Here is a 26196-nt window from a genome sequence, read left to right as displayed (position 1 = left end):
AAGCTCCCCTATGCCTTGATCATATGCGGCGTTGCGCCGGCCTGAACCCGGTCCGGCGGCGCCTTGCAGTGCCCGTCGATGAATGCCTGATGCAAGGGCATGGCCTCGGCGCAGTTCGCCAGCGCCTCGCGCGTCTGCTCGAGATATGCGGCCAGCTGGCCCTCCGGCATCTCGTCGACGATCGGATGATAGCCGCGCGGCACGATGCGCTGCCCCAGCATCACCTGCACCCAGCTCGGCAGCGCGAAGAAATCCTCGCCGTTGCGGAAATAGCGGCCATCGCCGCGGAACAGGTCCATCGTCTCCTGCAAGGGCGCCGGGACCGACATGGTGCGGCAATGGTCCCAGAACGGCGTGTCGCCCCGCTCGGTCGCGTGATAGTGCAGGATGATGAAGTCGCGCACCCGTTCCCATTCGAACGTGGTTTCCCGGTTGAAGCGCTCGGCCAGCAGCGGATCGAAATCCCGGTTCGGGAACAGGCCGATCAGGCGCTGGATGGTCGACTGGGCCAGATAGATGCTCGTGGATTCCAGCGGTTCCAGGAAGCCGGCGGCCAGGCCCGCCGCAACGACGTTCTTGTGCCAGAACTTCCGGCGCATGCCCGTGGTGAAGCGCAGCGGACGCGGATCGGCGAGCGCCTTGCCATCGAGATTCGCGAGCAGCGTGGCCGCCGCCTCGTCGTCGCTGATGTGCTGGCTGGAATAGACATAGCCATTGCCGCAGCGATGCTGCAGCGGAATGCGCCACTGCCAGCCGGCCCCGCGCGCAGTGGCGCGCGTATAGGGCGTGAGCGGGCCGGCATTCTCGCACGGAACCGCCATCGCCCGATCGCAGGGCAGCCAATGCGTCCAGTCCACATAGCCGGTCTCGAGCGCCTGCTCGATCAACAGGCCGCGAAAGCCCGAGCAGTCGACGAACAGCTCGCCCTCGATGCGCTCGCCGCTTTCCATCACGACCGCTTCCACGAAACCATCCTCGGGGCGCCGGATCACCTCGACGATCTTGCCCTCGGTGCGCTGCACGCCCCGGCGCTCGGACAGGTTCCGCAGGAAGCGCGCATACAGGCTCGCGTCGAAATGATAGGCATAGGCGATATCCGCCAGCGGCGAGCCTTCCGGGGCATTGGCGGGGCTCGGCATGAACCGGTTCAGCGGCGCCGCCACCGTCTGCAGCGAATAGGCACCGATCTCCGCCGCGCGTCCGGCGAGATATTGCTTCAGCCAGAATTGGTGGAACGGCAACGGCCCGATGCCCTGGCCGATCTTTCCAAAGCCATGGACATAGCTGTCGCCGATCCGCGCCCAGTCGTTGAACTGGATGCCGAGCTTGAAACTGGCCTGGGTCTCGACGACGAAATCGACTTCCTTGATGCCCAGCATCTCGGTGTTGAACGTCTTCATGTGCGGGACGCTGGCCTCGCCCACCCCGACGATGCCGACTTCCTCCGATTCGATCAGGCGGACGGAGGTACCGCGTCCCAGATACGTGGCCAGCACCGCCGCCGCCATCCAGCCGGCGCTGCCGCCGCCCACGACGACCAGCTTCCTGATGCGGTTGTCGGTGCTCATCGCTGCAAACTCCCCTCCCCGGCATCGACCGATGGACTGCCCGGGCGACGATCGCCGGTCCTTGCGCCGGCACCGCCGCATCGGGCCATGACGGCATCCGGCCCCGTCGCCGGCACGACCATGATCCCGCCCTTCGGAAATCCCCCTCGCACCCGCCGGACGCGAGGGGAACTGGATGACCTAGAACTTATACGTCACGCCGCCATAGACGATACGGCCCGAATAATTGTTGGTCCACAGCCGGGCCTTGGTGTCGTTGCCCAGATGCGCGCGCTGTTCCTCCTTGGTCAGGTTCAGCACCGACGCGCTCAATATCAGCCGCTTGGTGATGTTGTACGCCACGTTCAGGTCGACCTGCTGATAGGGCTCGGAATAGATGCTGAGCCCGTTGTGCAGGCCCCCCACCAGCTCGCCGCGGCGATTGTACGAGGCGCGCGCCAGGAACTTGTCGCTCTCGTAGAAGACCGTGGCGTTGAGCTGGGTCTTCGCACTGCCGACGAGCGGCGACCTGGCGATTTCCTTCCCGTCCAGCATGACCGCGGCCATGTTGGTGTCGTTGTAGGTGAAGTTCGCCTGGAAGCCGAGGCCGAAGTCCAGCGTGTGCTGGGCATAGAGCTCGATACCCTTCGAGACGCCGTTGCGACCATTGGCCGAAGTCGAGAAATTGCGGACCGTTACGGTATTGCCACCGATCGTCACCTGCTGGTCGCGAGTCACCGGCACGATGAAGTTCTTCACATCCTTCCGGAACAGGCCGACGCCCACCACCGAGCCGGGGTGGAAATACCATTCCAGGCCGACGTCATATTGCCACGCCTCGAACGGCTTCAGATCCTTGTTGCTGCCCGATCCCGTCCAGCCCGGATCGGTGCTTCCACCCGCCGCGCTGCGATCGGAGCTATATTCCTGCGAGACGAAGTTGAGGGCGCCCGGAAAGGCGATGTCGGTATAGCCGGTCCGCGAGATGACCTTGGAAACGGCGCCGCGCAGCACCAGCCGGTCGGTCAGGTCGACGGCATAGTTCAGGCTGGGCAGGAAGTCGGTATAGGTCTTGTCCAGCGTGTTGAGCTCGAAAGTCTTCTCCTTGATCTCGTTCTTGAGGAAACCGCTCTCGCAGCCCGGCTCGGTCGTGCAGGGCTGCGGCGTGCCGCCCGGGCCATCCACGAAATAGTCGAGGAAGCGCTCGATCGCGTCGGTCGACTCGGCATGCTGCTTGGTCCGGGCGACACGCAGGCCGATATTGCCGCGGATGCGGTCCGCCTTGAAGTTGAGCTGCGTATAGCCGGAGAGGATCTTCTCGCCGACATTGTAGATGAAATCGGGTTCCTCGTAGCGAACCGCATCACCGTAACGCGCCTTCAGCTGCGCGAGATAGGCCGGGAAATCGATCCCCGGGAAAACATTGGCGTTGAAGCCACCCTCGATATGGCCGAGCGCCTTGGCATAGAAATATTCCGGACGCGCCGTCGACGCCTGGGCATCGCAACCATTCTGGTAGCGCGTGGTCGTTCCCGGGCAATACCACAAGGTGTTGCCGGTGTTGCGGTGCACCTTGCCGTCGCGATATTTGACGCCGGCCTGGATCGACTGCAGCCACGAGCTTTCGAACTGCCTGGTGACGTCGGCCTGGACATAATTCTGCGAGATCGACGTTTCCTTCCAGGAGGAATCGGTCGATCCCAGATCGATCTCGGCAATCCCGGCGCGCAGATTGTCCTGGAGGTCCGGCGAGAAGGTCGCCGATGGCGTGCCCGTCAGATTCCAGGCGCTGAGGCCGTTGCCCATCTGCCATGCGCCGTTGACGAAGCGACGGGGCTTGGCGGACATGCGGAAGTTCAACGACGGACCGCCCTCGGACCAGGTACGGCCACCCACCAGAGTGGCGCGCCACGGACCGCTCTCCCAATCGACCGAGAAGTCGACCGTCTGCGACAGCGCCTTCTCACGGCTATAGCCGCCGGTGAGCTGCGGCGTAGGGATCGTGCAGTCGTCGGGGCCCCAGCCGCCCGAGGGCTTTCCGCCGGCCGCGGCCTGGGTTTCGTTGCAATAATAGGTCCGGCCCGCGAGCTTCCGATATTCCGCGCCGGTCGCGATGGTGCCGCTGGGATCGAGCGTGAGCCCGTTGAGCAGCCTGCCGCCCCCGTAATTTCCGTCCCACGAAACCCGGGCAAGATTCCATTCCGGGATCTTCAGCATGTTGAGCGCATAATCCCCCTTCAGATCGAAGCGGAAGTAATTGGCGGTCAGGGTGAGGTTGTGGAACGGCTTCAGCTGCGCGGTCGCCTGGATGCCCAGCCGCTCGCGCTTTTCGTCACGCACCGCGAAATTGACCGAGGTCGGCAGGAAGAAATCCGAATAATGCTTGCCGTTCTGGTCGTTGAAGCCCGAGCCGCCCCACCATTTCGACGGCTGCGGATCGAGCGCCTTGCCGTTGACGTCGACCGCGCTCCGCGCGTTGTTGTCGGAATACCAGTTCCAGCTTTCGGTGCTGACCTCCATGCTGCGGTTGGTGCGCCGCTGCCATGTGGTGCCGACGAGAAAACCGACGGTCTCGGCTTCGTTGCGCCACGAGATCATGCCCGAAAGCTGCGGATCGACCTTCGCGCTGGTGTCGGAATAGGTGCCCTCGGCGGTCACGAAACCCGACCAGGCCGGCAGGTCGAGCGGACGCCGGGTCTTCAGGATCACCGTGCCGCCGATGCCGCCTTCGTCGATCCGCGCCTCGGGCGTCTTGTACAGCTCCGCGCTGGACAGCATGTTCGACGGCAGGAGCACATAGTTGAACGAGCGCGTGGCCTCGTCGTTGGTCTCCGAGGACGCGATATAGTTGCCGTTCAGCTGGGTCAGGGTGAGGCCGGCCTGCAGGCCGCGGACGCTCACCGTCTTGCCCTCGCCGCCATCGCGGGTGATGACCACGCCGGGCACGCGCTGCAGCGCGTCGGCGACGTTCTTGTCGGGGAACTTGCCGATATCCTCGGCCGTGATCACTTCGACGATCGCGTTCGCATCGCGCTTCTGGCGCAGGGCTTCCCGGATCGACGCGCGATATCCCGTCACGAGGATGGCCTCGCCTTCCTCCTCCTGGGTTGCGGCCGCTTCAGGCCGCGCTTCCTGCGCGTGCGCAACCCCCAGCGGCACGATCGTGACGATTGCCAGGCTGGTAGTGGTCAGCAGAACGTTGCGGAGCATATCCGATCTGGATGCGCTCCCGACAGTGCGACAAAAGGCCATTGCCCCTCTCCCTTTCAAGCCGGCGGCGCGTTGACCGCTAGCCGCCATTTCCTCCCCGATTCCATCGTTCGCCTTGACCCTGCCCTTGACGCATCCGCCCGGCTCCGGTTCGACGATCCAAATGTAATCGATTACAAAGTTATCGATTACATTTCCTTTGTCAAACGCTTTTATTGCAGCCGGACCGAATGACTGACACCGGTTTCCTACCCTGCGGGAGAACAGCGACCCTGGATGGCTATCTTCCCTAGATTCAAGGGCTTGGGATATCCGCGCTCGATCATGAGGGAAATTCGCCGTATCGCCTTCCCGGCCAGTGGCCCGAGGCACCAGCGGCGTTCCCGCCACGCGCCCGTGGCGGCCAGGGGGTGAAGTGATTCGCTGCCATCGGCCATCGTCAGGCGCAGCGCATAGCCCGGCGATGGGGCGATCGCGGTGACCGAAAGCCCGGTCCGCGCGCCGATCGACAGGTTGGTGAGGAATAGCGGTACCTCGGCCGGGGCGTGCAACGCCGCCGCGGGCAGCACCCGCAGCGAGCTGCCGCCCTGCCAGGCGCGCCGGAAATCATAGCCGATCTCCAGCCGGGCGGCCGGGCTATGGGCGAATTGCCAGCTCGGGAGCGGGTCCTGCCGCGCCATGTCGTGCCACGGACCGCCGACGACGCCCCCGTCCCGGGCATTGATCAGGCCGTGCCCGGTGTTGAAGCTGGTTTCGAACGGCAGCTTCGCGATCGCCGAGCGGGCCGGCACCAGCGCCGCCAGACCTTCCCACGCTCCGGTCCGCATCGCTTCGGTGGAATTGCCCGTGGCCATGTTGCGGTCATCGCCGGCGAACAGGCGGGTCTCACCGTCGTAGAAGTGCTTCACATCGCGCGGATCGGCGCGAAAATCGCCGAATTCGCCGCCGGCGTTGAAGTTGAAGTTCGGCGCGAACAGCGCGACCGAGCCCAGCGCCGGCCCGTCCCCCTGCTCGCGCAAGTCGCGCAGCCAGCTCTTGTTGCCGAACGCCCGCTGCGCATTGTCCCGGGCGGGCCAGAGATCGGCGCCGATGAACAGCGCGTAGCGGTCACGCCCCCTCGCCTCCGCCAGCGCCGCGCCCGCGCGCAGGCCGGCGGGCGTCCATTGGTAGTTGAGGAACATCGCGTCCGCCACGCGCGTCGCGCCATCCTGCAGCAACGCCGCGTTGCGGGGGTCATAGGCATTCTGCCACTGGACGCGGCCGTCGGGCAGCATCGCGTCGTACCAATGGATTTCCATGCCCGGTGGCGCGATCCGCGTCAGATACGCCATGAACCGCGCCATGCACCCGCCAAGCTCGGGCGAGACGTCCGTCTCCTGATTGATCAGCCACCCGTCAAAGCCATAGTGCCGCGCGATCTCGACCAGGCGATCGGCCGCCGGGAAGCGGCCCTCGCCATCCTCGCGCAGAAAGGCCTTGAGCGTCTTCGCCGAACCGCCCCAGGCGCGCGGCGCGAAGAATGCCGTGCCGATCACCTTCACGCCGTTGCGATGCGCGGTGTCGACCCAGGGCCGGGCCGGGATCATCACATTGTGCTCCGCCGCGCCGGCGAACCACGACAGCACGTCGATCTGCGCCCAGTGCGTGAAGGTGTAGAGATTGAACCGGCGCTGCGGCACCAGGTAATTGGCGAAATTGTTCATCCCGTCCGGCGCGAACAGCACGCGGACCCTCGGGTCCAGCCTGGCAGCGGGATCGGGCCCCGGTCCGGGATCGAGCATCCGGCTGGCGAGCGGCACGCGCGAGACATTGCGCGCATCGGCGAGCGGACCGGCCGCCTTCCAGGCGAACAACTGTTCCACGCCGAGCGCGAACGGCGGCGAGAGCGCCAATGGCGCGTCCGCAGATTGCGGCGCCCGAGCGAACGCCGCGCATCCGGGCAACGCAAGCGCGAGGGCGACGGCGAATGCGGTGCCGCCCCACAAGGTTGCGCGGATGCGGGCGCGCGCCACTCAGCGCTCCGCTGCGGCGGCCCGCTGGACCGGTTCCTCGAGCACGGCCGGGGCCGGCGCGATCGCATGCGTGCCCCGAACCGAAGTCACCCGGAGCGTCGTCGGATCGAACCGGCGGCCGTCGCGCGCCCGCACCACTCGCGCTTCCCCGGCGAGCAGATCGAAGAAATTGTCGTCGAAATTCAGGCTCCCCCCCGATGCATCGAGAGCGGCGGCCGCGACATGGACCGCCCGCGCGAACCGCCGCGCGCTGATCCGCACGGCGTCGGGGCCCAGTAGCTCGATCTCGATCCCGGGCTCGGGCAGTGCCGAGGCGTGGAGCACTTCCGGATGGACGATGTTCGCGGCCAGCGTCTCGCCCTCGCGCACCAGCCTCAGGGTCAGCAGCGTGGCCCCGCGATCCAGCGCCGGCAGGTCATCCGCAGAGACCAGCAGCAGCGCACGCGCCTCGTTCGCGCCGAGCCGGACGGCGCGCGCCTCGCGCCACAGCACGATGCCGTCGAAATCGACCAGCTCGACCACCAGCTCGGCCGCGATATCCTCCATCCGATCGGACACGCCATGGATGCGGAACCCGCCCTCATGCGCCTCGGCACAGACCAGGACCGGCGCGAACGAGCGCGCGGCCTGATAGTGCAGCGCCTTCCACTGCCCGTAATAGTCGATCCCCGACCAGGAGACGGCCGGCCAGCAATCGTTGAGCTGCCAGTAGAGCGACCCCATGCAGATCGGCATGTTGCGCCGATGCGCCTCGAAGGCGACGCGCAGTCCGTCCGCCTGGAGCACCTGGCTGAGGTAGCAGAACTGCTCGAAGCCGGCCGGTTCACCAAAGGCCTCGCGCACGAAACGGCCGATGATCGCATCGCCCCGCGCATGCTTCTGGTGCACCGAGAGCACGGGCGAGCCGAGTACGCGATCCTCGGGCGCGGTGAAGCGCTGGATCGAGTCCAGCAGCGGATAGGACTGGAAGCCATATTCGCTCATGAAGCGCGACAGCCGCTCGCCATAGGTCGCGAAGGGCAGCTCGCCGTGCCACACCCCCCAATAATGGCCGTCGCCGCGCATGTCGTCGGCCGGATCGTTCCAGTGCCCGATCGGCGATGACGGGAAATAGAAGCGACCCGGATCCAGCCGGGCGACGACATCCGGCAGCAGCTCGTCGAACAGCCGCGCATTTCCCGCCACCATCGCGGCGAACTGCGCGGCGGAATATCCGAATTTCTCGGGCCATTCCCAATGGGCCACGCCCAGGCTGATCTCGTTGTTGCCGCACCACAGCGCCAGGCAGGCATGATGCCGCAGCCGGCGCACCGCCTGCGCGGCCTCTTCCTCGACCAGCCGGAGGAAGGCCGCGTCCGCGGGATAGAGCGTGCACGAGAACATGAAATCCTGCCAGATCAGGATGCCGTGCTCGTCGGCGAGATCGTAGAACAGGTCGCTTTCGTACACGCCGCCGCCCCAGACGCGGAGCATGTTCATGTTGGCGTCCGCGGTATCGCGAAACAGCTGGCGATGGCGCTCAGGCGAGACCGCTTCCTGGAAGCTGTCCTGCGGGATGTAGTTGGCCCCCTTCATGAACACCGGGCGGCCGTTCACCTTGAGATAGAAACACTCGCCATGCGCGTCGGGCTGGTTGACCACTTCGACCGTGCGCAATCCGATCCGCTGCGCGGCGGCATCGATTGCGCCTTCCCGATCGACCAGCCGCATGGTGAAGCCGTAGAGATAGGCCTCGCCCAGGCCGTTGGGCCACCAGAGGCGGGGATCGTCCACCATCGCCGCGATCCGGTGCTTCCGCAGGCCCGGTGCGAGCGTCACGAAGTGCCGGACGGGAGGCACATCGGGCCGGTCGCACGTCAGCTCCAGCCAGGCCTCGCCGCCTGCCTGTCCCTCGATCTCGACGGTGAAGGCCAGCTCGGCCCGTTCCGGCGACAGGCGGACGATCTCGTGCCGCAGTTCCGCGATGCGCGCCGTGCGGACAATGTCGAGCCAGACCGGCCGCCAGACGCCCGAGGTGACGTATTTCGGGCCCCAGTCCCAACCGAAATGATAGGGCGCCTTGCGCACATAGACGCTGGCGTGATCCGCGGTCTTGTCGTTCTCCGCCGGATAGAGCACGCTCTCTCGCGCGCGCCGCTCGGCGCCGAGCGCAACCGGCGACCTGAACAGGATCGCCAGTTCGTTGCCGCCCGGACGCAGCAGCGCCCGGCACTCGGCCCGGTGCACGCAGAACATGTTCTCGGCCCGCAGCAGCGGAACGCCGTTGAGCACGACCGAGCAACAGGTATCCAGCCCCTCGAAGACCAGCGCGACGCTGTCCGCCGCCAGATCCTCGTCCGCCACGTCGAACGTGCAGCTATATTCCCAGTCCTCGTCCTCGATCCACTGCAGCCGAAGCTCGGCATCGCGCGCGAACGGCGGCTCGATCACGCCGTTGCGCAGCAGGTCGGTGAAGTTCGAGCCGGGCACGCGGGCCGGCATCCAGGCCGTATCGCCGGCGCGACGAAACACCCAGTTCTCGGCAAGCGGAATGCGCCGTCGCAGCGCGTCAGGTGCGGCGGCGGCCGCGGCAGAACCGGTCATTGCAATAGGATCTCATCGAGGAACAGCCAAGCCTTGCGCCCGGGCGGGCTGAGGCCTGGCGGCATGGTGCCCGCGGAAAGCACGCGGACTTGATAGTAGCGGAAGCTGCCGCGCACGGGGATCCGCAGCCGATCGACCGCCTGCCGGATCGCGTGCGGCGCGGCGATGTCGCGCGCCCCCGCCAGTGCCAGCACACCGGCCTGGTTTCCGGCCCATATCTCGATCCGCCGCGGCACGAGGATGCCGTTCATCGGATCGTCGAGATAGCCGATCGTCGCGCTGCGCACCGGCCGCGACCTGCCCAGGTCGATGGTCGCGGTGATGTCGCCCAGCCGCCCCGACCATTTCTTGTCCCCGTAGAAACGCGTGCCGCGCTGCTGATCGATCAGCAGCGCGCCGTCGGCCCGGCCATAAGGCATGTCGGGCTCGGCGATCGTTATCCGCGGATAGCCGGGCCCGAGCCCGGCGGTAGCGGCGCGGGCATAGTGCTTCTCGAAGACCGTGCTCGCCACCAGCCCCTGGCGCAGCGTCACGGCCTTCAGCACCGTGTCGCGGCTGATCCGAAGCGGGCGCGCGTACCGTGGCGACCGTCCATCCGGCGCGCGGCCGTCGAGCGTGTAGCGGATTTCCGCGCCCGGCTCGGCGGTCTTCAGGGCGATGGTGCGCGCGCCCGCGAAATATGCCGAGGCGTCGGGATCGAACGGCGCCCAGGCCGCGCGATGCGGCACTTCCACCGGCGCCTTGTCGTCGAATGCCCCAAGGCTGGTGTCGCGCGGATCGCTTCCCCAGGCCCGGTTCGGCTTAGGCCCCATCTCGAAACGCAGCACGCCGCCGGCCATGATCCGGTCGTGGCGGATATAGCTATGAGGATAGGGCTTGCCGTCGAGCGTCGCCGACTGGACGAAGATATTCTCCGGCGTCAGATTGTCGGCCTCGACGACGAAGCGCCTCCCGCTCTCCAGCTTGATGGTCGCGCGGCGATGATGGGGTGCCGCGAGCTGATAGGTCAGGTCGCCCGGCGCCACCGGATAGAAGCCCAGCGTGGCCAGCACGTACCAGGCCGACATCTGGCCCAGATCCTCGTTGTTGACGAGGCCGTCCGGCCGGTCGGCATACATTTCCCGGATCAGGCGGTTCACATAGAGCTGGGTCAACCACGGCGCGCCCGTGAGATTGAACAGCCAGGCCATATGGTGGCCCGGCTCGTCGCCATGGGCATAGCGGCCGATAAAGCCCGAGATGTCGACATGCTGCTCGCCGCCGATCGGCCGGGTATCGGTGAAGATGCCTTCCAGCCAGCGCGCATAGGCCTCGCGCCCGCCGTGCAGCCGGATGGCGGCGACCATGTCGTGCGGCGTATAGGCCGAATAGGCCCAGATATTGCCCGAGACATAGTGCCGGTTCAGCGTGTCCCAGGTGTCCATCGGCACCGGCACCCTGCTGCCATCGGCCAGCCGCGGCAGGAGATAGCCGGTCGCGGGGTCATGGAGCTGGCGCCAGCCGGTCGCGCGGGCGGCGAAGCGCGCGGCGTCCACATGCTTGCCGAGCTTCTCCGCGACGCGGCCGATCGCCCAGTCCTCGTAATTCTGCTCGGTGGTCTTGGAGACCGAGCTCGCCACGTCGGCGGGCACGAACCCATAGGCCAGATAGCCCGCCATGCCGTTCGCGTCATAGACGTTGCTGTGCTTGGTCGTGTCGAACGCGCTGGCGCGGATCGCAGCATAGGCGGCTTCGGGATCGACGCCGGGAATGCCCTTCAGCACCGCATCGGCGATCGGCGAGACGATGCTGTAGCCGATCATCACGCGATTGTCGTGGCCGACGGCCTCCCAGCTCGGCAGCAACATGCCCTGATCGGCATGGCGCGACACCATCGCGGCGACGATCTCGCCATCCTTCCTGGTGTCGATGATCGTCAGCAGCGGATGCAGTGCGCGATAGGTGTCCCAGGTGGAAAAATTGCTGAATTGCGGGATGCGCGACTGGCGGACCCGGCCATCGAGATAATAGGCGCCGGTGACGTCGGAGATCAGGTTGGGCGCGATCGCCGCATGATAGGCCGCAGTGTAGAATAGCCGCTTCTGCCGCACATCCCCCTCGATGGTGATCCGCGACAGGCGTTCCTGCCAGAGCCGGGTGGCGTCGGCCAGCGCCGCGTCGAAACCGCGCCCGCGCGCCTCGGCATCGAAATTCGCTTGCGCGCCGGCCTGCCCGGTATGCGACAGCGCCACGGCGACCTCGACGCCGTCCGCGCCGCCCGGCGCGAACTGCACCAGCGCCTTGATCGCGCGCCCCGTCCGCACCCGCCCGGCCACGGGGCGGTCGTCCTCCGTCAGCTGCGCGCTGGCGAAGGGCTGGGAGAAACGCGCAACGAAGAAGACCGAGCGATCGCCCGAGGACTGGCTGATCGCGCGCTTCCAGCCACGGATCTCATGGTCGGAGACGATCTCGACCTCGGTGCGATAGGCGTGGTCCCCGACGCTGTGCGTCGGATCGATCACCACATAGCGTGGTGCATCGCCCCGATAGGTATAGCGATGGAAGCCGGCGCGCATGGCGGCGGTCAGCTCGGCATCGACGTCCGGATCGTCCAGATGGACGCGGTAATAGCCTAGCCGCGCCAGCTCGCGGGCATGCGAGAAGCGCGAGCGATAGCCCGAGCCGGGATGCTCGGCCGAGCCCGCGTCGGTCGAGGGCGAGCGCGTCGGCATCAGCAGGATGTCGCCAAGCGCGGACAGACCCGCCCCGCTGATGTGCGTGTGCGCGAAGCCTTTGATGTCCCCGTCGGAATAATGATAGCCCGAAGTCCAGTTCCAGCCATTGCGATCGTTCGACGGGCTGAGCTGGACCATGCCGAACGGCACGGTGGCCCCGGGGAAGACATGGCCGTTGCCGCCGGTGCCGATCAGCGGATCGACATAGGCGGCTGGATCCTCGCCCGGGGTCGCCGCCACCGGAGCCTCGCGCGCGCCCGCGCCGACGGCCAGCAGCAATGCCGCGGCGGCGAGCCGCATGCCTGTCCGCCGGATCATCGCGCAATCTCCGGCGCTGCATCCGGCCGCGCCATGTCGCTCGGCCAGTCCTCGAGTTTGCGGTACCAGGTGCGCCACAGGGTCAGTCCTCCGGCGGAGGCGACCGCGAGCGCCGCCAGCAGGCCCGGGACATTCTTCAGCACCAGGAAGATCGGCACCGCCACCAGGCTGGTCTGGACGATCGTCCCCACCGCGATGTTGAACATGTCGCGCGGGAAGTTGCGGTTCGGCCGCACGCCCGGCCGGTCCTGCGCGAGCGCGCGGTGCACCGGCCCCCAGAAGCCCCAGGGCCGCACCCGATCGTAGAAGGTCTTGAGCACCGCCATGTCAGTCGGCGGCGTCATCAGGCTCACCGTGATGGCGATCGTCCCGGCGACCAGGATCACCAGCGGAAAAAGGTAGAGCGCGAGGACGGAACCCATATCGGGCAGGAACGCGCCGAACAGGAACGGGAAGGTCATCGCGCAGGCCATGCCGGCGACCGTTCCCCAGAAATAGCCATGGCCGTTGAACCGCCACCAATACCATTTGATCACGTTCGACGCGGTGTAGCCGCCCCACAGGCCCGACACGATCCACTGCAGCGCATCGTTGATGCTCGCGACGAACAGGCCGATCCCCATGCTGATGAGGACGACAGTGAGCGACACGCCGTAGCTCATCCAGATCATCCGGCGCTGCGACGCGCCCGGATTGACGTAGCGGCGATAGATGTCGTTCACGAGGTAGAGCGGCGCCGCATTCAGGCTGCTGGCGAAGGTCGCCATGAAGGCGGCAAGCAGCCCGGTGACGATCAGGCCGCGCATCCCCGCCGGCGCGAAGCTCTGGATCGCGGCGGGGAGGATGCTCTCATAGTCGATCCGGCCACCCGAGACCAGATCGAGCCGGTCGACAAAGACCAGCGCCAGCACCGTGAAGCCGGTGATCATCAGATAGCGGATCGGCATCAGGACAACGGAGACGAAGCCGGTCAGCTTCGCGGCGTCGCGCGGGGTGCGCGTCGCCAGGATGCGCTGCATGTCATAGCTCGGCGCGGGGCCGGCCGCGCTCTTCAGGATTCCCGAGAAGAGCATCATCATGAACAGCGGGCCGAACAGCCCATAGCCGTCGGCGGCGATCTTGGACTGGACCTCAGGCTGGATCACGCGCCAGTCCAGGCCGAGCGACCAGCCGAAGAACGGGTTCATCCACCCATTGGGCGTGGCCGCCACCACCTGGTCCGGCGAGACCAATGTCATGGCGAGGCCGGCAATGAAGATCGCCGCGATCGTCATGATCGAGAATTGCAGCACGTCGGTCCACACGATCCCGGGCATGCCGCCGAGCACGACATAGAGCGTGACCAGGCTGGTGAAGAACACCGCATAGATGTTCGGCACCAGCGCGGGATCGACCGTCATCCCGCCGAGCAGCGGCGCCACCGTTTCCCACGGGATGAACAGTTCCATGAACTTGCCGATGCCGACAAAGGCATAGGCAAGGAAACCGACCACGCAGAACAGCGCGAAGACCACCACCGAAAGATGCGAGAGCCGGCTCCCCGCCCCCTCCCCGAAGCGCAGCAATATCCATTCGGCGCCGGAACGCACGTTCGAACGGCGCAGCCACAGCGCGAGGAACGCCATCAGGAAGACCTGGTTGAACACCGGCCAGAGCCAGGGAAGCCAGATGCTCTTCAGGCCATAGACGAACAGCAAAGTCGTCAGCCACATCGTGCCGGAGATGTCGAACATCCCCGATGCATCGGACAGGCAGAGCAGATACCAGGGCATCCGCTTGTTGCCGAGATAATAGCTGTCGATGCTCTGCGCCGCGCGGCGGCGCACCATCAGCGCGATGACGAGCGTTGCGACGAGATAGGCGGCGACGATCGCGCCATCGATAACGGTCAATCCTGCCCCCTCTCCAACGAGCCCGCCGGCGTGGCGCCCGCCGGACCTTTGCTATCTGCCCGGACTCGTTGCGCGAATCCGGATTTGCAATCGATTACATTTTTTGTAAAGCCCTTCCCGACAATATTGACAATGGGCCGGCCATCGCCCTCTTTCGTCACGAACGGCGCGGGATCGGGCAATGGGGAGCGGATGGATGCGGGAAGTGCGAAGGGCAATCACACGGCGATGACCACCATCCTTGACGTAGCCCGTGCCGCCGGGCTTTCGACGGCGACCGTGTCGCGGGCGCTCCGCGAGCCGGAGAAGGTGACCGAGAAGACTCGCGCGAAAGTGTTCAAGGCGGTCGAGGCCGTGAACTACCGGCCGAACATGCTCGCGCGCAACCTGCGTACCGACAAGTCCTTCACCTTGCTGGTGCTGGTGCCGGGCATCGCCAATCCCTTCTTCGCCAACGTCACCGCCGGCATCGAGGCGACCGCGTGGAAGCGCGGCTATTCGGTGCTGCTCGGCGATACGCGCGATTCGGCCGAGCGCGAGGAACATTATGCCCGGCTGGTCGAGACGCGGCTGGCGGACGGCGTGATCCAGCTCAGCCCCGACTATGCGCCGGCCGACAGCCGCCGGGCGCCCTATCCCATCGTCCATGCCTGTGGCTGCGAACTGACGGAAGCGCCGTCGGTGCGGATCGACAATGTCGGCGCGATGCGCGAAGTCGTTGCGCACCTGATCGCCCGCGGCCATCGCCGGATCGCGGCGATCAGCGGGCCGCAGGCCAATGCCCATGCCATCGATCGCCTCAAGGGCTATCGCCAGGCGCTCGAGGCGGCCGGCATCGCCTTCGATCCGGCGCTCGTCCTCCATGGCAGCTTCAGGATGCAGTCCGGCTTCGAGGCCGCGCGCGAGATTCTCGCAATGACTCCGCGCCCCACCGCGATCGTCAGCATCAACGACGAAATGGCCATCGGCGCGATCCAGGCGCTCGCGGCGCTCGGCGTCTCCGTCCCTTCGGACATCGCGGTCACCGGCTTCGACGACATCGATTTCGCCGCCCACTCCACGCCGGCGCTCACCACCGTCCGCCAGCCGGCCGCCGAAATGGGCGCCAAGGCCTGCGAGCTGCTGATCGACTGGATCGAGGACAAGGCACGGGACGAGGCCGTGCACATTCTTCCGCATACCCTGGTCGTGCGCGAGAGCAGCGGATGAACGCGCCGGCACCCGCTTATGGTGCCGAAAGCCCGTCCGGGCACCGCCCGCAGCCATTTCGACCACCTGCCCGCAAATAAGGCTGGCCTCGCAAGATGTAATGGATTACATTTCGCGCAACGACCGCGTCGCGCGGCACAACGGGTCCAGGGGGGAGAGGCATGGCATGATCGTCGGACTGGATATCGGCGGTCACCACGTCGCCGGCGCGCTGCTGAACCGGCAGGGGCACGGGATCCTCGTCAAGAGCTACCGGCATAGCGAGACGCGCAGCGGCGCCGCCAGCGCGGAACTGCTCGATGCCTGGGCGCACCTGATCACCACGATCGCGCCGGACACCGATCAGGTCACCGGCGTCGGCATCGCGATGCCGGGCCCGTTCGACTATCGCACCGGCACCGCCTTTTTCGAAGGCAATGGCAAGTTCCAGAGCCTCTACGGCGTCAATGTGCGCGAAGAGCTGCAGCGCCGCCTGCCCGCCTCGCGCGAAATCCGCTTCCTGAACGACGCGACTGCCTTCGCGGTCGGCTGCGTGGCGATGGGCGCGACGGGAGACAGCGCGCGGGTGCTCGCGATCACGCTCGGCACCGGGCTCGGCGCGGCGTTCCTCGATCGCGGCATCCCGGTGATCGAGGAGGAGCCGGGCGCGGTGCCCCCCGGCGGATGCCTTTGGAACATGCCGTTCAAGCACGGGATCGCCGATGACTATGTCTCCTCCCGCTGGCTTCTGACCGAGGCGGCAAGGCAGAGCGGCCGGCCCCAGGAAAGCGTGGCCAGAATGGCCGCCGAGGCGCGACAGGACGAAGCCCTGCGGGGAATCTTCGCGGAATATGGCGCTAATCTCGCCGCGATCGTCGCGCCCTGGGCGCGCGGGTTCGGTGCGGAGACGATCATGCTCGGCGGGCGCATCGCCGGGGCGTTCGACCTTTTCGCGCCCACCCTGCGCCAGGGGCTCGCCGCATGCGAGGTGGCCATACCGATCCTGATCCACGAGAATACCGAAGACGCGGCCATTGTCGGCGCGGGCCAGATGTTCACCCCCGCCTTCTGGGCCGAGGCGCGAACCCGGCTCCCGCGCCGGTGAGCAAGGCCCCGATGCGAAAGGATAGGGAGACGATGCGGATGGGGCGAGTTGCGATACCTATGCTGGGGCTTGCCCTGGCCCTGCTTCCGGTTCCGCTCGGAGCACAGCAGGCACCTGACTATGCCGATCTCGCCAACCCGCTCACCGGGACCGATTCGTCCTTCGAATTGTCCTATGGCAACACCTATCCGGCGATCGCCGTGCCATGGGGCATGAACTTCTGGACGCCCATGACCAACAAGATGGGCGACGGCTGGACCTATCGCTACGGCGACCACAAGATCCGCGGCATCAAGCAGACCCATCAGCCGAGCCCATGGCTCAACGATTACGGCGCCTTCTCGCTGATGGCGCTCACCGGTCCGCTCAAGTTCAAGGAAGACGAGCGCCAATCCTGGTTCTCGCACAAGGCGGAGACGGCGCGGCCCTATCGCTACGGCGTGTATCTCGCCGACTACGACGTGACGGCCCAGGTCACCGCGACGGCGCGGGCGGCGCATTTCCGCTTCACCTTCCCCAAGAGCGAGCAGAGCTGGATCCTGCTCGACGGGTTCGACATGGGCTCGATGGTCAAGATCCTGCCCGGGGAACGCCGGATCATCGGCTATGCGCGCAACAACCATGGCGGCGTTCCGGGCAATTTCCACAACTGGTTCGTCGCCGAGTTCGATCACGATTTCGACGTCGCCGAGACCTGGGGGGACGGCTGGAAGCGCAACCCCGGCGTCCCCCAGGCCGAGGGGCAGCATGTCGGCGCGATCATCGGGTTCAAGACGCGCAAGGGCGAGCAGGTCCATGTTCGCGTGGCCTCCTCGTTCGTCAGCCCCGAACAGGCCGTGCTCAACCTGGAGCGCGAGATCGGCAAGGACAGCTTCGAGGCCACCGAGGCCAAGGCCAGGGACCAATGGAACGCCCTGCTCGGCCGGTACAGGGTGGAGGACCCGGATATCGACGCCAAGCGCACATTCTATTCGGCGCTCTATCGCACCATGCTCTTTCCGCGCATGTTCCACGAGGTCGACGCGGACGGACGGACGATCCACTACAGCCCCTATGACGGCAAGGTGCATCCCGGCCCGATGTTCACCGACAACGGCTTCTGGGACACGTTCCGCGCGGTCTTCCCGCTGTTCGCGCTGATGCACCGCGAGCTTGACGGCCAGATCATGCAGGGGCTCGCCAACACCTATGACGAATCGGGCTGGCTGCCCGAATGGGCCAGCCCCGGCCACCGCGACGTGATGATCGGCTCGAACTCGGCAGTGAACATCGCCGACGCCTATCTCAAGGGCATTCGCGGCTTCGACATCGCCAAGCTCTACGAAGCGATCCGCAAGAATGCCGACACCGACCAGGGCCGGCCGAAGTCGCGAGAAGGCAAGACGATCAGCTCGGTCGGCCGCGAAGGCGTCGACTGGTACAACCGGCTCGGCTACGTCCCTTACGATGTCGGCATCAACGAGAATGCCGCGCGCACGCTCGAATATGCCTATGCCGATTTCACCATCTCGCGGCTCGCGACGGCACTCGGCAAGCCCCGCGACGCCGCCCTGTTCGCGAGCCGGGCGCAGAACTATCGCAAGCTGTTCGATGCCGAGAGCGGGTGGATGCGCGGCCGCAACCGGGACGGGAGCTTCCAGTCTCCCTTCAACCCGCTCAAATGGGGCGACGCCTTCACCGAGGGCAACAGCCTCCACTATAGCTGGTCGGTGTTCCAGGACGTGCAGGGTCTGATCGCGCTGATGGGCGGCGACCAGGCCTTTGCCGCGAAGCTGGACAGCGTGTTCGACAGCCCGCCCAAGTTCGACGACAGCTATTACGGCTTCACGATCCACGAGATCCGCGAGATGCAGATCGTCGACATGGGCAATTATGCCCATGGCAACCAGCCGATCCAGCACATGATCTATCTCTACAATTATGCCGGCCAGCCCTGGAAGGCGCAGGCACGGGTCCGCGAAGTGATGCGCAAGCTCTATTCGAGCGCGCCCGACGGCTATCCGGGCGACGAGGACAATGGCCAGACCTCGGCCTGGTATGTGTTCAGCGCGCTCGGCTTCTATCCGGTGACGCCGGGCGCGAACCAATATGTGATCGGCTCGCCCCTGTTCCGCCATGTCGCGCTGGCGCTGGAGAATGGCCGGACCTTCACCATCGAGGCTCCGGGGAACAGCGCCGCGAACGTCTATATCCAGTCCGCCACGCTCAATGGCCAGCCGCTGAACCGCACCTGGCTGGGCCATGACGAGATCATGGCCGGCGGCACGCTGCGCTTCGAGATGGGGCCGCGGCCGAACCAGGCATGGGGCACCGGCCCCGGCGCCGCGCCCTTCTCGATGAGCGGCCGGGGCAAGCGCTGATGGCTGTCACGCTAGAGATCTGCGTCGACGATGCCGCGGGCATCGCCGCGGCGGCTATGGGCGGCGCCGACCGGATCGAGCTGTGCGGCGCGCTCGAGCTGGGCGGCCTCACGCCCTCCCCGGCCCTGATCGAACGCGCCGTGGCGACGGGCATTCCGGTCCATGCGATGATCCGCCCCCGCGCCGGAAACTTCGTCTATGATACGGACGAGCTGGCGCTGATGGCCGAGGACATTCGGCATGCGCTCGCGCTCGGTGCCGCCGGCGTGGTGGTCGGGGCGCTGCGCCCGGACGACACGCTGGATTCGCGCGCGCTCACCCGGTTCCGCATGGTCGCCCGCGATGCCGCGCTCGTGCTGCACCGGGCGATCGACCTCGTTCCCGATCCGATCGCCGCGGTCGAGGAAGCCTGCGCGCTGGGCTTCGACAAGATCCTCAGCTCGGGCCAGGAAGCGACCGCGCTGGCCGGTGCCCTCACGCTTGCGAGGATGGTGGACGCGGCGGACGGCAGGCTGTCCGTCATCGCCGGCTCGGGCCTCACTCCCGACAATGTGGCACGGATCGCGCGCGTGAGCGGCGTGCGCGAGGTGCACGGCTCCGCGAGCGAGCCGGGGCGTCCCGATCCACGCAGCGTGGCGATGGGCTTTTCGGCCGGCCCCCGGCGCAGAACCAGCGCAGCCCTGATCCGCCGGCTGCGCGCCGCCATCGAGGAGAGCGCATGACGACAGCAGTGACTCGCCGCACCGCCATGGCCATCGGCGTGACGACCGCGACCTTTGCCGGCGCAAGCTCCGCCTTTGTGCGGGGAAGCGACCCGGTCGCGATGGTCTCCACCTGGGACTTCGGCGCCGCGGCGAACGCGGCGGCGCTCGCCCGCCTCAATGCGGGCGGATCGCTGATCGACGCGGTCGAGGCCGGCGCGCGGGTGCCGGAGGCGGATCCGGCGAACCACTCGGTCGGCCTCGGCGGCTATCCCGACCGCGACGGGCGCGTGACGCTGGATGCCGTCATCATGGACGATGCGGGCCATATCGGCGCGGTGGCGGCGCTCGAGGACATCGTCCACGCCATCTCCGTCGCCCGGCTGGTCATGGAGAAGACGCCGCATACGATGCTGGTGGGCGAAGGCGCGCGGCGCCTTGCGATCGAGCACGGGATGAAGACGGCGAAGCTGCTGACGCCCGAGGCCGAGAAGGCATGGCGCGAATGGCTGAAGACCGCGCAGTACAAGCCCCAGGCCAATATCGAGAACCAGCTGCCGGGGCCGCCGGGCTCGGCGCTGAACCACGACACGCTCGGCCTGCTCGCGCGTTCGGCGGACGGGCGCATGGCGGGCGCCTGCACGACCTCCGGCATGGCCTATAAGATGCACGGCCGCGTCGGGGATTCGCCGTTCGCGGGGCATGGCCTCTATGTCGAGCGCGGCGTCGGCGGCGCCACCTCCACCGGCGTGGGCGAGGAAGTCACTCGCATCGTCGGCACCGCGCGCGTGGTCGCGTCGATGCGCGCCGGCCTCTCGCCCCAGGCCGCCTGCCGGGAGGCGGTCGAGTATATCGCCCGCCTGCGCGGCGATGCCATCCAGGGGCTGCAGGTCGGCTTCCTGGCACTGAGCGCGGCCGGCGAAGTGGGCGCCTATGCGCTGCTGCCGGGCTTTACCTACGCCGTGACCCGGCTCTCCGGCAAAACCCAGCTGCTGCCGTCCGACAGCCTGGCCGGCATACGCTAGAAACAGGAATTCGGGGGAGAATACATGACGACGAAGCAATCGGTTGGCGTGACGGCGGCCTATGCCATCGTGACGTGCCTGTTTTTCGCCTGGGGGTTCATCACCTCATTGATCGACCCGCTGGTCGCGGCGGTGAAGGGCATCTTCACCCTGACCGACTTCCAGGCCCAGGCGGCGGCTTTCGCCTTTTTCGCAGCCTATGGCGTGATGTCGTTCCCGGCCGCGGCGTTGCTCGCGCGCCTGAAGCCGATCCCGACCATCCTGGCCGCTTTGTGCATGATGATCGCCGGATGCCTGGTGATGCTCGCGGCCGCCAATCTCGCGGTGTTCACGCTGGTCCTGCTCGGGCTCTTCATCCTGGCGAGCGGCATCACCATCCTGCAAGTCGCGGCCAACCCCCTCGCGGCGGCGCTGGGCGATCCGCGCCATAGCCATCTGCGCCTGACGCTCAGCCAGACCTTCAACTCGCTGGGGACGTTCATCGGGCCGCTGCTCGGAGCCCACCTGTTCCTGGCCGGCATCGAAGTGAAGGACGGGGCGATCGTCACGAAGGAGGTCCGCGCGAGCGCGCTGGCCGGGATCGACTCCGCCTATTTCTGGATCTGCGGCCTGATCGCTGCGCTGACGCTGTTCTTCTGGCTGAGCCGCAGCGTGGTGGCCGGAGCGGCGCCGCCGCTCTCCACGGCCGGGCGCCGGGGGATCGGCAGCCTGATCGCCGACGCCTTCTCGTCGCGCTGGGCGATGTTCGGCGGCATCGCGATCTTCCTCTATGTCGGCGCCGAAGTGGCGATCGGCACGCAGATGGCGCTGTTCCTCAATTCCAACGCGGTGTGGGGCCATTCTGACGCCGCGTTCGGGGTGCCGCTGCTCGGCTATACGATGGGCAGCGACGGCATTCCGGGCGTCTCGCTCCAGGAAGCCGGCAAGGCCGTCGCCTTCTACTGGGGCGGCGCGATGGTCGGCCGCCTGATCGGCTCGGTCCTGCTCATCCTGGTCAAGGCGCACCGGCTGCTGGCGCTGTTCACCGCCATTGCCGCCGCGATGTGCCTCTATGTCTTCGCGGTCGGCGGCGTCACCGCCGGCTTCGTCGCGCTGAGCATCGGCCTGTTCAACTCGATCATGTTCCCGGTGATCTTCACGCTCACGCTCGAACGTTCCACCGCAAGCGAGGAAGCCACCTCGGGCCTGCTCTGCACCGCGATCGTCGGCGGGGCCTTCCTGCCCCTGCTCGTCGGCCTGGTCTCGGAGCGCAGCAGCTATGCGACGGCGTTCGTCGTCCCCGCGCTGTGCTACGCCACGCTCTGCGCATTCGCCCTTGCCGCGGCACGCAAGCCGAAGCTGCCCCGCGCCGAGCAGGTAGCGATCATGCTCCATTAGCCGGCGCCCGGCGATCCGTCGTGCAGCGGCAGATGGACGATGAAACATGCTCCCGAGCGATCGGATCGGTTCGCCGCGACGATGCGCCCGCCATGCGCCTCGACCAGCTTCGCGGTGAGCGCCAGCCCGAGACCGCTGCCGGAGCGCACCGCGACCTGGGACCTTGCCGCCCGCCAGAAGGGCATGAAGAGACGGTGCTCGTCGCCTTCCTCGAAGCCCCTGCCCTCGTCGGAAACGCGAAGGACGGCGACGCCGCCCTCGATCATCACCGCCACTTCGATCCGGTCGCCGTCCGCGCCATGGCGGATGGCGTTGCTGATGAGGTTCATCGCGACCTGGCGCATCCGCACCGGGTCTGCCCGGACCCGCACGGGCCGGCAGGCCTCGCCGATCGTCAGCCCCGCCGCTTCGGCTTCCGGGCCAAGGTCGAGGATCGCGAGCTGCGCGACCCGGGCAAGGTCGATCACCCGCAGATCCAGTTCGAGGACATGGGCATCGGCATGGGCCAGCGTGCGAAGATCCTCGACGATGCGCGACAATTGCTCGACCTGGCGCAGCAGGCGTTCCGGCTCGTCCGTGCTCGGATCGATGAAGCCGTCGCTCAGCCCGTGGAGGCGCCCCTTGAGGATGGTGAGCGGCGTCCGCAGCTCGTGCGCGATGCCGGCGGTCAGGATCTTGCGCTCGCGCTCATAGGCCTCGAGATCGGCAGCCATCCGGTTGAAGCTGTCGACCAGCTCGGCAGTCTCCCCCGCCAGGCCGGCCGCCGCCACCCGCACGCCGCGCTCGCCCTCCGCCACCTGGCTCGCGGCAAGGCTGACCGCGCTGATCGGCGCGCTGATCCTGCGCGCGAAGACATAGGCGATGCCGCCGCCGACGCTGGTCGAGACGATGCCGATCAACGCCAAGAACAGCCAGTCGCTCGGCAGGATCAGCGCACCCGAATATTGCTCGTGGAGATCGAAGAACCGATCGCTGTCGGTCTGTCCCGTGCGGACCAGCCGCTCGAACTCCGCGCGCGCCTTGGGCGGCATGCTGTCGCCGATCTGGTGGAGCCGGAGGACGGTGGCGCCGTAATAGACGGCGACGCTCATCACGATCGTGATGAGCGTCATCATGCCGGCAAGCAGCCAGACGCGCGTGACGATGCGGTTCAGCGCTCGGGCCACAGGCGATATCCCACCCCGCGCACCGGCTCGATCATGTCGCCGCATCCGACCGCATTCAGCTTGGCCCGCAATTTCGACAGGTGCGAATCCACCACCCGGTCATAGGCGTCGCTGTCGGGCGATGCCGCGTCCAGCAATTCCATGCGGGTGAAGGCGCGGCGCGGCTGGCGCGCCATGTGCGCGAAGATCTGGAACTCGGTGGGCGTCAGCGGCAGGCGCTCGAGCCCGCTCCCGTCATCCGCCCGGCGCAGCACGGCATGGGCGTTGAGGTCCACGACCAGGCTGCCGATGCTGATCGTCCGGCTCGGGCTCGTCCCCTGCGCGCGGCGGAGCACCGCACGCACGCGCTCGACCACTTCGGCCGGGTTGAACGGCTTCACCACATAGTCGTCGGCGCCCATCCGCAGCGACGACAGCTTCGAGCCGTCGTCATCGAGCGCGGTGACCATGATGACCGGCGTGCCCGCGCGATTGCCGATGGTGGTGAGCACCTCCAGGCCGTCGCCGCCCGGAAGCCCGATATCGAGCAGCACCAGGTCCGGCCGGAACTGCGCATGCAGCCTGATCGCCTCGGACACCGAGAAGGCGCGCTGCGTCTGATAGCCGCCCTTGTCGAGATAGAGCGCCAGTATGTCGCCAATCTCCCGCTCGTCCTCGACGATCAATATCCTGCCGCTCATCGTACCTCCTGCGGCTGGTCATAGTCGCCGATTATGTAGGTCCCGTGGAGACGGCAACCGCCTGACTCGCGTCCCTCCATCAAGCCTCCATCGAATCCTCCATAAGGCTCCATCGATCTGCCGGAGAGAGGATTGCGACGCGGCGATCATGCCGCCTCGGCAGACAGGAGATTTTCATGGTACCCGCTTTCCGTCACTGCGCGATCGCCGCGCTCGCAATCGCCGCGGCCGGCGTGACTCCCGCGGCCGCGCAGGATGACCAGTCGACCGGCATCTACGGCGTGGCGCGGGCGGGCCTGTCCATCGACACCGACGCCCGCCTGCGGAACAACCCCACCGCCGGGACCACCATCCAGCGCGACACCGACTACAAGCGCGGCTTCAACGGCGAGCTCGGCATCGGCTATGACGCCGGTCCGTTCCGCCTCGAAGGCACGGTCGGCTACACCACCGCTGGCGTCGACAAGAAGAAGGCGTCCACCGGCGGCTTCACCGCGGACGGCCGGACCAAGGCGCTCACCATCGGCGCGGCGGGTTATTTCGACATTCCGATGAGCGCGCATGTGGCGCCCTATGTCGGCGGCGGCGTCGGCCTGTCGCGCGTGAGCTCGCGCCTGAGCCGCCTGAGCGGTTCGCCCGCCACCGGCAGCCGCTATTCGGACAAGGACTGGGGCTTCAACTGGCACCTCGACGCCGGCGTCGGCATCGCGGCCACCCAGTCGACCACCATCGAGCTGGGTGCGCGCTATTCCCGAACCTCGTCGCTGCGCTTCGACGGCTTCAACGGCACGACCAAGACGGAATTCCGTCCGCGCCTGTCGGGCTGGTCCGCGATGCTCGGAATCCGCCAGGCCTTCTGATGCAGGGCGGCCGCATCCCGTCGGTATTGCTTCCCGCCGTCCTCGCGACGGCGGGATGTGCGCCCAGCCTCGAGATCGGGCGCCCCGTCGCGCCCCTGCCCGCGCGCTTCGAGGCCATGGCTGCGGATCCCGCTCCGGAGCCGGCGGCGCTGGATCGGTGGTGGACGATGTTCGGCGACGCGCAGCTGGACGATCTCGTCGCGCGCGGGCTGCGCGCCAACGCCGATGTCCGGCTCGGCCTGGCGCGCCTGCGCGAAGCCCAGGCGATCCGCCGGGCCGCGCTCGCCCCCTTCCGGGTCCAGGGGGATTTGCAGGTTACCGGCGGGGTGCAGCGCAGCGAGAGCCTGTCCGGTCCGGACGTGCTGATCGGCGGCCCCGGCGGCACATCGGTAACCTCGGGAGCGACGGTCGCGGCTGCGTCGCCAACCTTCAATCTCTCCTGGGAGCTGGATCTGCTCGGTCGGCGCGGCGTCGCCCGGGCTGCGGCGGACGCCGATCTCGCAGCCGCCCGCTTCGTGCAGGAAGGGACGCGGGCGAAGCTCGCCGCCGACCTGGCCGATGCCCTGTTCGCGGCGCGCGGCCTCGCCGCGCAGGCCGAAGCGGCGCGGGAGACGCTGGCGATCCAGCAGGGGATCCTGTCGGCTATGCGCACGCGCGCCGAGCGCGGCCTTGCCGCGAACGCCGATGTGGCGCGGATCGACGCCGATGTCGCGCAGGCCGAGGCGCAAGCCACCCAGCTGGAGGCCGAGCTCGCCGCGACGAAGCGCGCGATCCTGGTCCTGCTGGGCGAAGCCGACAAGCCGCTCGATACCCTGCCGATCCATGCCCGCCTCGATCTCCCGCCCCAGCCGCCCGCGGCCCTTCCCGGCATGTTGCTGGAACGCCGCCCCGACGTGCGGGAAGCCGAGCAGCGCCTTCGCGCCGCGAGCGCGCGCGCCGAACTCCAGCGCCTGGAGCTCTTTCCGCGCCTGACGCTCAACCCCGGCGCAGGGCTCACCGCCACGCGCGGCGGCGGCCTGAATGCCGTCAGCGCCTTCTGGACGCTGGGCGCCGGGCTCACGATGCCGATCCTCGACCGGGCCCGGCTGCTCGCCCAGATGCGCGCCGAGGGCGCCCGCGCCGAACAGGCCGTCATCGCCTATGAACAAGCGGTCCAGACGGCCTTTTCCGAAGCCGACCAGTCCCTGATCCGGCTGGCGGGAGATCGTGCCCGCCTCGCCCTCCTGGCGCGCGCGGAAGTTCGCGCCGACGAGGCCTATGCGGCCGACCGGCTGCGCTTCGCGCACGGACTGAACGATCTTCCCACGCTGCTCGAGACGCAGCGCGCCCGCAGCGCCGCGCACCTCGCCACCGCCACGGCGCGCGCGGAGACACTCCGCCGCGCCGTCACCGTATTCCGTGCACTCGGCGGCGGCTGGCAGGCCTCGCCGGGTGCCGCGCCACCTTCCGGGGAATGAT

General features: G+C 67.4%; 16 protein-coding genes. 8 read left to right on the top strand and 8 right to left on the bottom strand.

From position 1 onward, the window contains the following. Positions 1-8: 8 nt before the first annotated feature. The 6 genes from ACIQCS_RS16375 to ACIQCS_RS16350 all read right to left on the bottom strand — a co-directional run bounded on the left by ACIQCS_RS16375 (position 9) and on the right by ACIQCS_RS16350 (position 14276). Positions 9-1568 (bottom strand): tryptophan halogenase family protein, encoded by a 1560-nt coding sequence (locus ACIQCS_RS16375; RefSeq protein ID WP_345847102.1) that lies wholly within the window; start codon positions 1566-1568, stop codon positions 9-11. 180 nt (positions 1569-1748) lie between these two features. Beyond that, a complete protein-coding gene (locus ACIQCS_RS16370) occupies positions 1749-4757 on the bottom strand; it encodes a TonB-dependent receptor (protein WP_345847104.1) in 3009 nt (1002 codons plus the stop codon). A gap of 248 nt (positions 4758-5005) precedes the next feature. Beyond that, the gene (locus tag ACIQCS_RS16365) at positions 5006-6769 is read right to left on the bottom strand and encodes a hypothetical protein (RefSeq protein ID WP_401531326.1); all 1764 of its coding nucleotides are present in this window, start codon (positions 6767-6769) and stop codon (positions 5006-5008) included. After that, on the bottom strand, positions 6770-9352 hold the full coding sequence (locus tag ACIQCS_RS16360) for a glycosyl hydrolase 2 galactose-binding domain-containing protein (protein ID WP_345847106.1): 2583 nt from the start codon (positions 9350-9352) through the stop codon (positions 6770-6772). Then, complete coding sequence (locus ACIQCS_RS16355) at positions 9349-12384, bottom strand: GH92 family glycosyl hydrolase (RefSeq protein WP_345847108.1); 3036 nt, start codon at positions 12382-12384, stop codon at positions 9349-9351. The genes ACIQCS_RS16360 and ACIQCS_RS16355 overlap by 4 nt, the downstream gene beginning before the upstream one ends. Then, complete coding sequence (locus ACIQCS_RS16350) at positions 12381-14276, bottom strand: sodium:solute symporter family protein (protein ID WP_345847109.1); 1896 nt, start codon at positions 14274-14276, stop codon at positions 12381-12383. The genes ACIQCS_RS16355 and ACIQCS_RS16350 overlap by 4 nt, the downstream gene beginning before the upstream one ends. A gap of 228 nt (positions 14277-14504) precedes the next feature. On the opposite strand from ACIQCS_RS16350, the gene ACIQCS_RS16345 reads away from it, so the two are divergent. The 6 genes from ACIQCS_RS16345 to ACIQCS_RS16320 all read left to right on the top strand — a co-directional run bounded on the left by ACIQCS_RS16345 (position 14505) and on the right by ACIQCS_RS16320 (position 22032). Next, a complete protein-coding gene (locus ACIQCS_RS16345) occupies positions 14505-15485 on the top strand; it encodes a LacI family DNA-binding transcriptional regulator (RefSeq protein ID WP_345847111.1) in 981 nt (326 codons plus the stop codon). Between the two features lie 166 nt (positions 15486-15651). Beyond that, positions 15652-16569, top strand: a complete 918-nt coding sequence (locus ACIQCS_RS16340) for an ROK family protein (RefSeq protein WP_345847112.1) — start codon at positions 15652-15654, stop codon at positions 16567-16569. Positions 16570-16580: 11 nt separating this feature from the next. Further along, positions 16581-18929 (top strand): GH92 family glycosyl hydrolase, encoded by a 2349-nt coding sequence (locus ACIQCS_RS16335; protein ID WP_345847114.1) that lies wholly within the window; start codon positions 16581-16583, stop codon positions 18927-18929. Beyond that, positions 18929-19651: a copper homeostasis protein CutC gene (locus ACIQCS_RS16330; protein ID WP_345847116.1), complete on the top strand. Its 723-nt coding sequence runs from the start codon at positions 18929-18931 to the stop codon at positions 19649-19651. Before ACIQCS_RS16335 ends, ACIQCS_RS16330 begins: the two co-directional genes overlap by 1 nt. Next, entirely contained in the window at positions 19648-20655 is a 1008-nt protein-coding gene (locus ACIQCS_RS16325; protein WP_345847118.1) for a N(4)-(beta-N-acetylglucosaminyl)-L-asparaginase, read from the top strand. The genes ACIQCS_RS16330 and ACIQCS_RS16325 overlap by 4 nt, the downstream gene beginning before the upstream one ends. A 24-nt stretch (positions 20656-20679) precedes the next feature. Further along, the gene (locus ACIQCS_RS16320; protein ID WP_345847120.1) at positions 20680-22032 is read left to right on the top strand and encodes an MFS transporter; all 1353 of its coding nucleotides are present in this window, start codon (positions 20680-20682) and stop codon (positions 22030-22032) included. On the opposite strand, the gene ACIQCS_RS16315 is transcribed toward ACIQCS_RS16320, so the two are convergent. Further along, positions 22029-23198 (bottom strand): HAMP domain-containing sensor histidine kinase, encoded by a 1170-nt coding sequence (locus ACIQCS_RS16315; protein WP_345847121.1) that lies wholly within the window; start codon positions 23196-23198, stop codon positions 22029-22031. The two genes, ACIQCS_RS16320 and ACIQCS_RS16315, sit on opposite strands and share 4 nt — an antisense overlap. Then, positions 23183-23878, bottom strand: coding sequence for a response regulator (locus tag ACIQCS_RS16310; protein ID WP_345847123.1), 696 nt, complete (start codon positions 23876-23878; stop codon positions 23183-23185). The genes ACIQCS_RS16315 and ACIQCS_RS16310 overlap by 16 nt, the downstream gene beginning before the upstream one ends. A gap of 176 nt (positions 23879-24054) precedes the next feature. On the opposite strand from ACIQCS_RS16310, the gene ACIQCS_RS16305 reads away from it, so the two are divergent. Both ACIQCS_RS16305 and ACIQCS_RS16300 read left to right on the top strand, forming a co-directional pair. Next, on the top strand, positions 24055-24738 hold the full coding sequence (locus tag ACIQCS_RS16305; RefSeq protein WP_345847124.1) for an outer membrane beta-barrel protein: 684 nt from the start codon (positions 24055-24057) through the stop codon (positions 24736-24738). Next, on the top strand, positions 24738-26195 hold the full coding sequence (locus ACIQCS_RS16300; protein ID WP_345847127.1) for a TolC family protein: 1458 nt from the start codon (positions 24738-24740) through the stop codon (positions 26193-26195). Before ACIQCS_RS16305 ends, ACIQCS_RS16300 begins: the two co-directional genes overlap by 1 nt. Position 26196: the final 1 nt, after the last annotated feature.

Source organism: Sphingomonas sp. NPDC092440 (genome assembly GCF_044754985.1).
Lineage (GTDB): Bacteria > Pseudomonadota > Alphaproteobacteria > Sphingomonadales > Sphingomonadaceae > Sphingomonas.
Note: the sequence above shows the minus strand (reverse complement) of the source record. Positions and strands in the feature narration are given on the sequence as shown.

Bases quoted from the DNA above. Each gene is read 5' to 3' on its own strand.
- ACIQCS_RS16375 (WP_345847102.1), bottom strand. From the start codon at position 1,568: ATGAGCACCGACAACCGCATCAGGAAGCTGGTCGTCGTGGGCGGCGGC.
- ACIQCS_RS16370 (WP_345847104.1), bottom strand. From the start codon at position 4,757: ATGCTCCGCAACGTTCTGCTGACCACTACCAGCCTGGCAATCGTCACG.
- ACIQCS_RS16360 (WP_345847106.1), bottom strand. From the start codon at position 9,352: ATGACCGGTTCTGCCGCGGCCGCCGCCGCACCTGACGCGCTGCGACGG.
- ACIQCS_RS16355 (WP_345847108.1), bottom strand. From the start codon at position 12,384: ATGATCCGGCGGACAGGCATGCGGCTCGCCGCCGCGGCATTGCTGCTG.
- ACIQCS_RS16345 (WP_345847111.1), top strand. From the start codon at position 14,505: ATGACCACCATCCTTGACGTAGCCCGTGCCGCCGGGCTTTCGACGGCG.
- ACIQCS_RS16340 (WP_345847112.1), top strand. From the start codon at position 15,652: ATGATCGTCGGACTGGATATCGGCGGTCACCACGTCGCCGGCGCGCTG.
- ACIQCS_RS16335 (WP_345847114.1), top strand. From the start codon at position 16,581: ATGCGAAAGGATAGGGAGACGATGCGGATGGGGCGAGTTGCGATACCT.
- ACIQCS_RS16330 (WP_345847116.1), top strand. From the start codon at position 18,929: ATGGCTGTCACGCTAGAGATCTGCGTCGACGATGCCGCGGGCATCGCC.
- ACIQCS_RS16325 (WP_345847118.1), top strand. From the start codon at position 19,648: ATGACGACAGCAGTGACTCGCCGCACCGCCATGGCCATCGGCGTGACG.
- ACIQCS_RS16320 (WP_345847120.1), top strand. From the start codon at position 20,680: ATGACGACGAAGCAATCGGTTGGCGTGACGGCGGCCTATGCCATCGTG.
- ACIQCS_RS16310 (WP_345847123.1), bottom strand. From the start codon at position 23,878: ATGAGCGGCAGGATATTGATCGTCGAGGACGAGCGGGAGATTGGCGAC.
- ACIQCS_RS16305 (WP_345847124.1), top strand. From the start codon at position 24,055: ATGGTACCCGCTTTCCGTCACTGCGCGATCGCCGCGCTCGCAATCGCC.
- ACIQCS_RS16300 (WP_345847127.1), top strand. From the start codon at position 24,738: ATGCAGGGCGGCCGCATCCCGTCGGTATTGCTTCCCGCCGTCCTCGCG.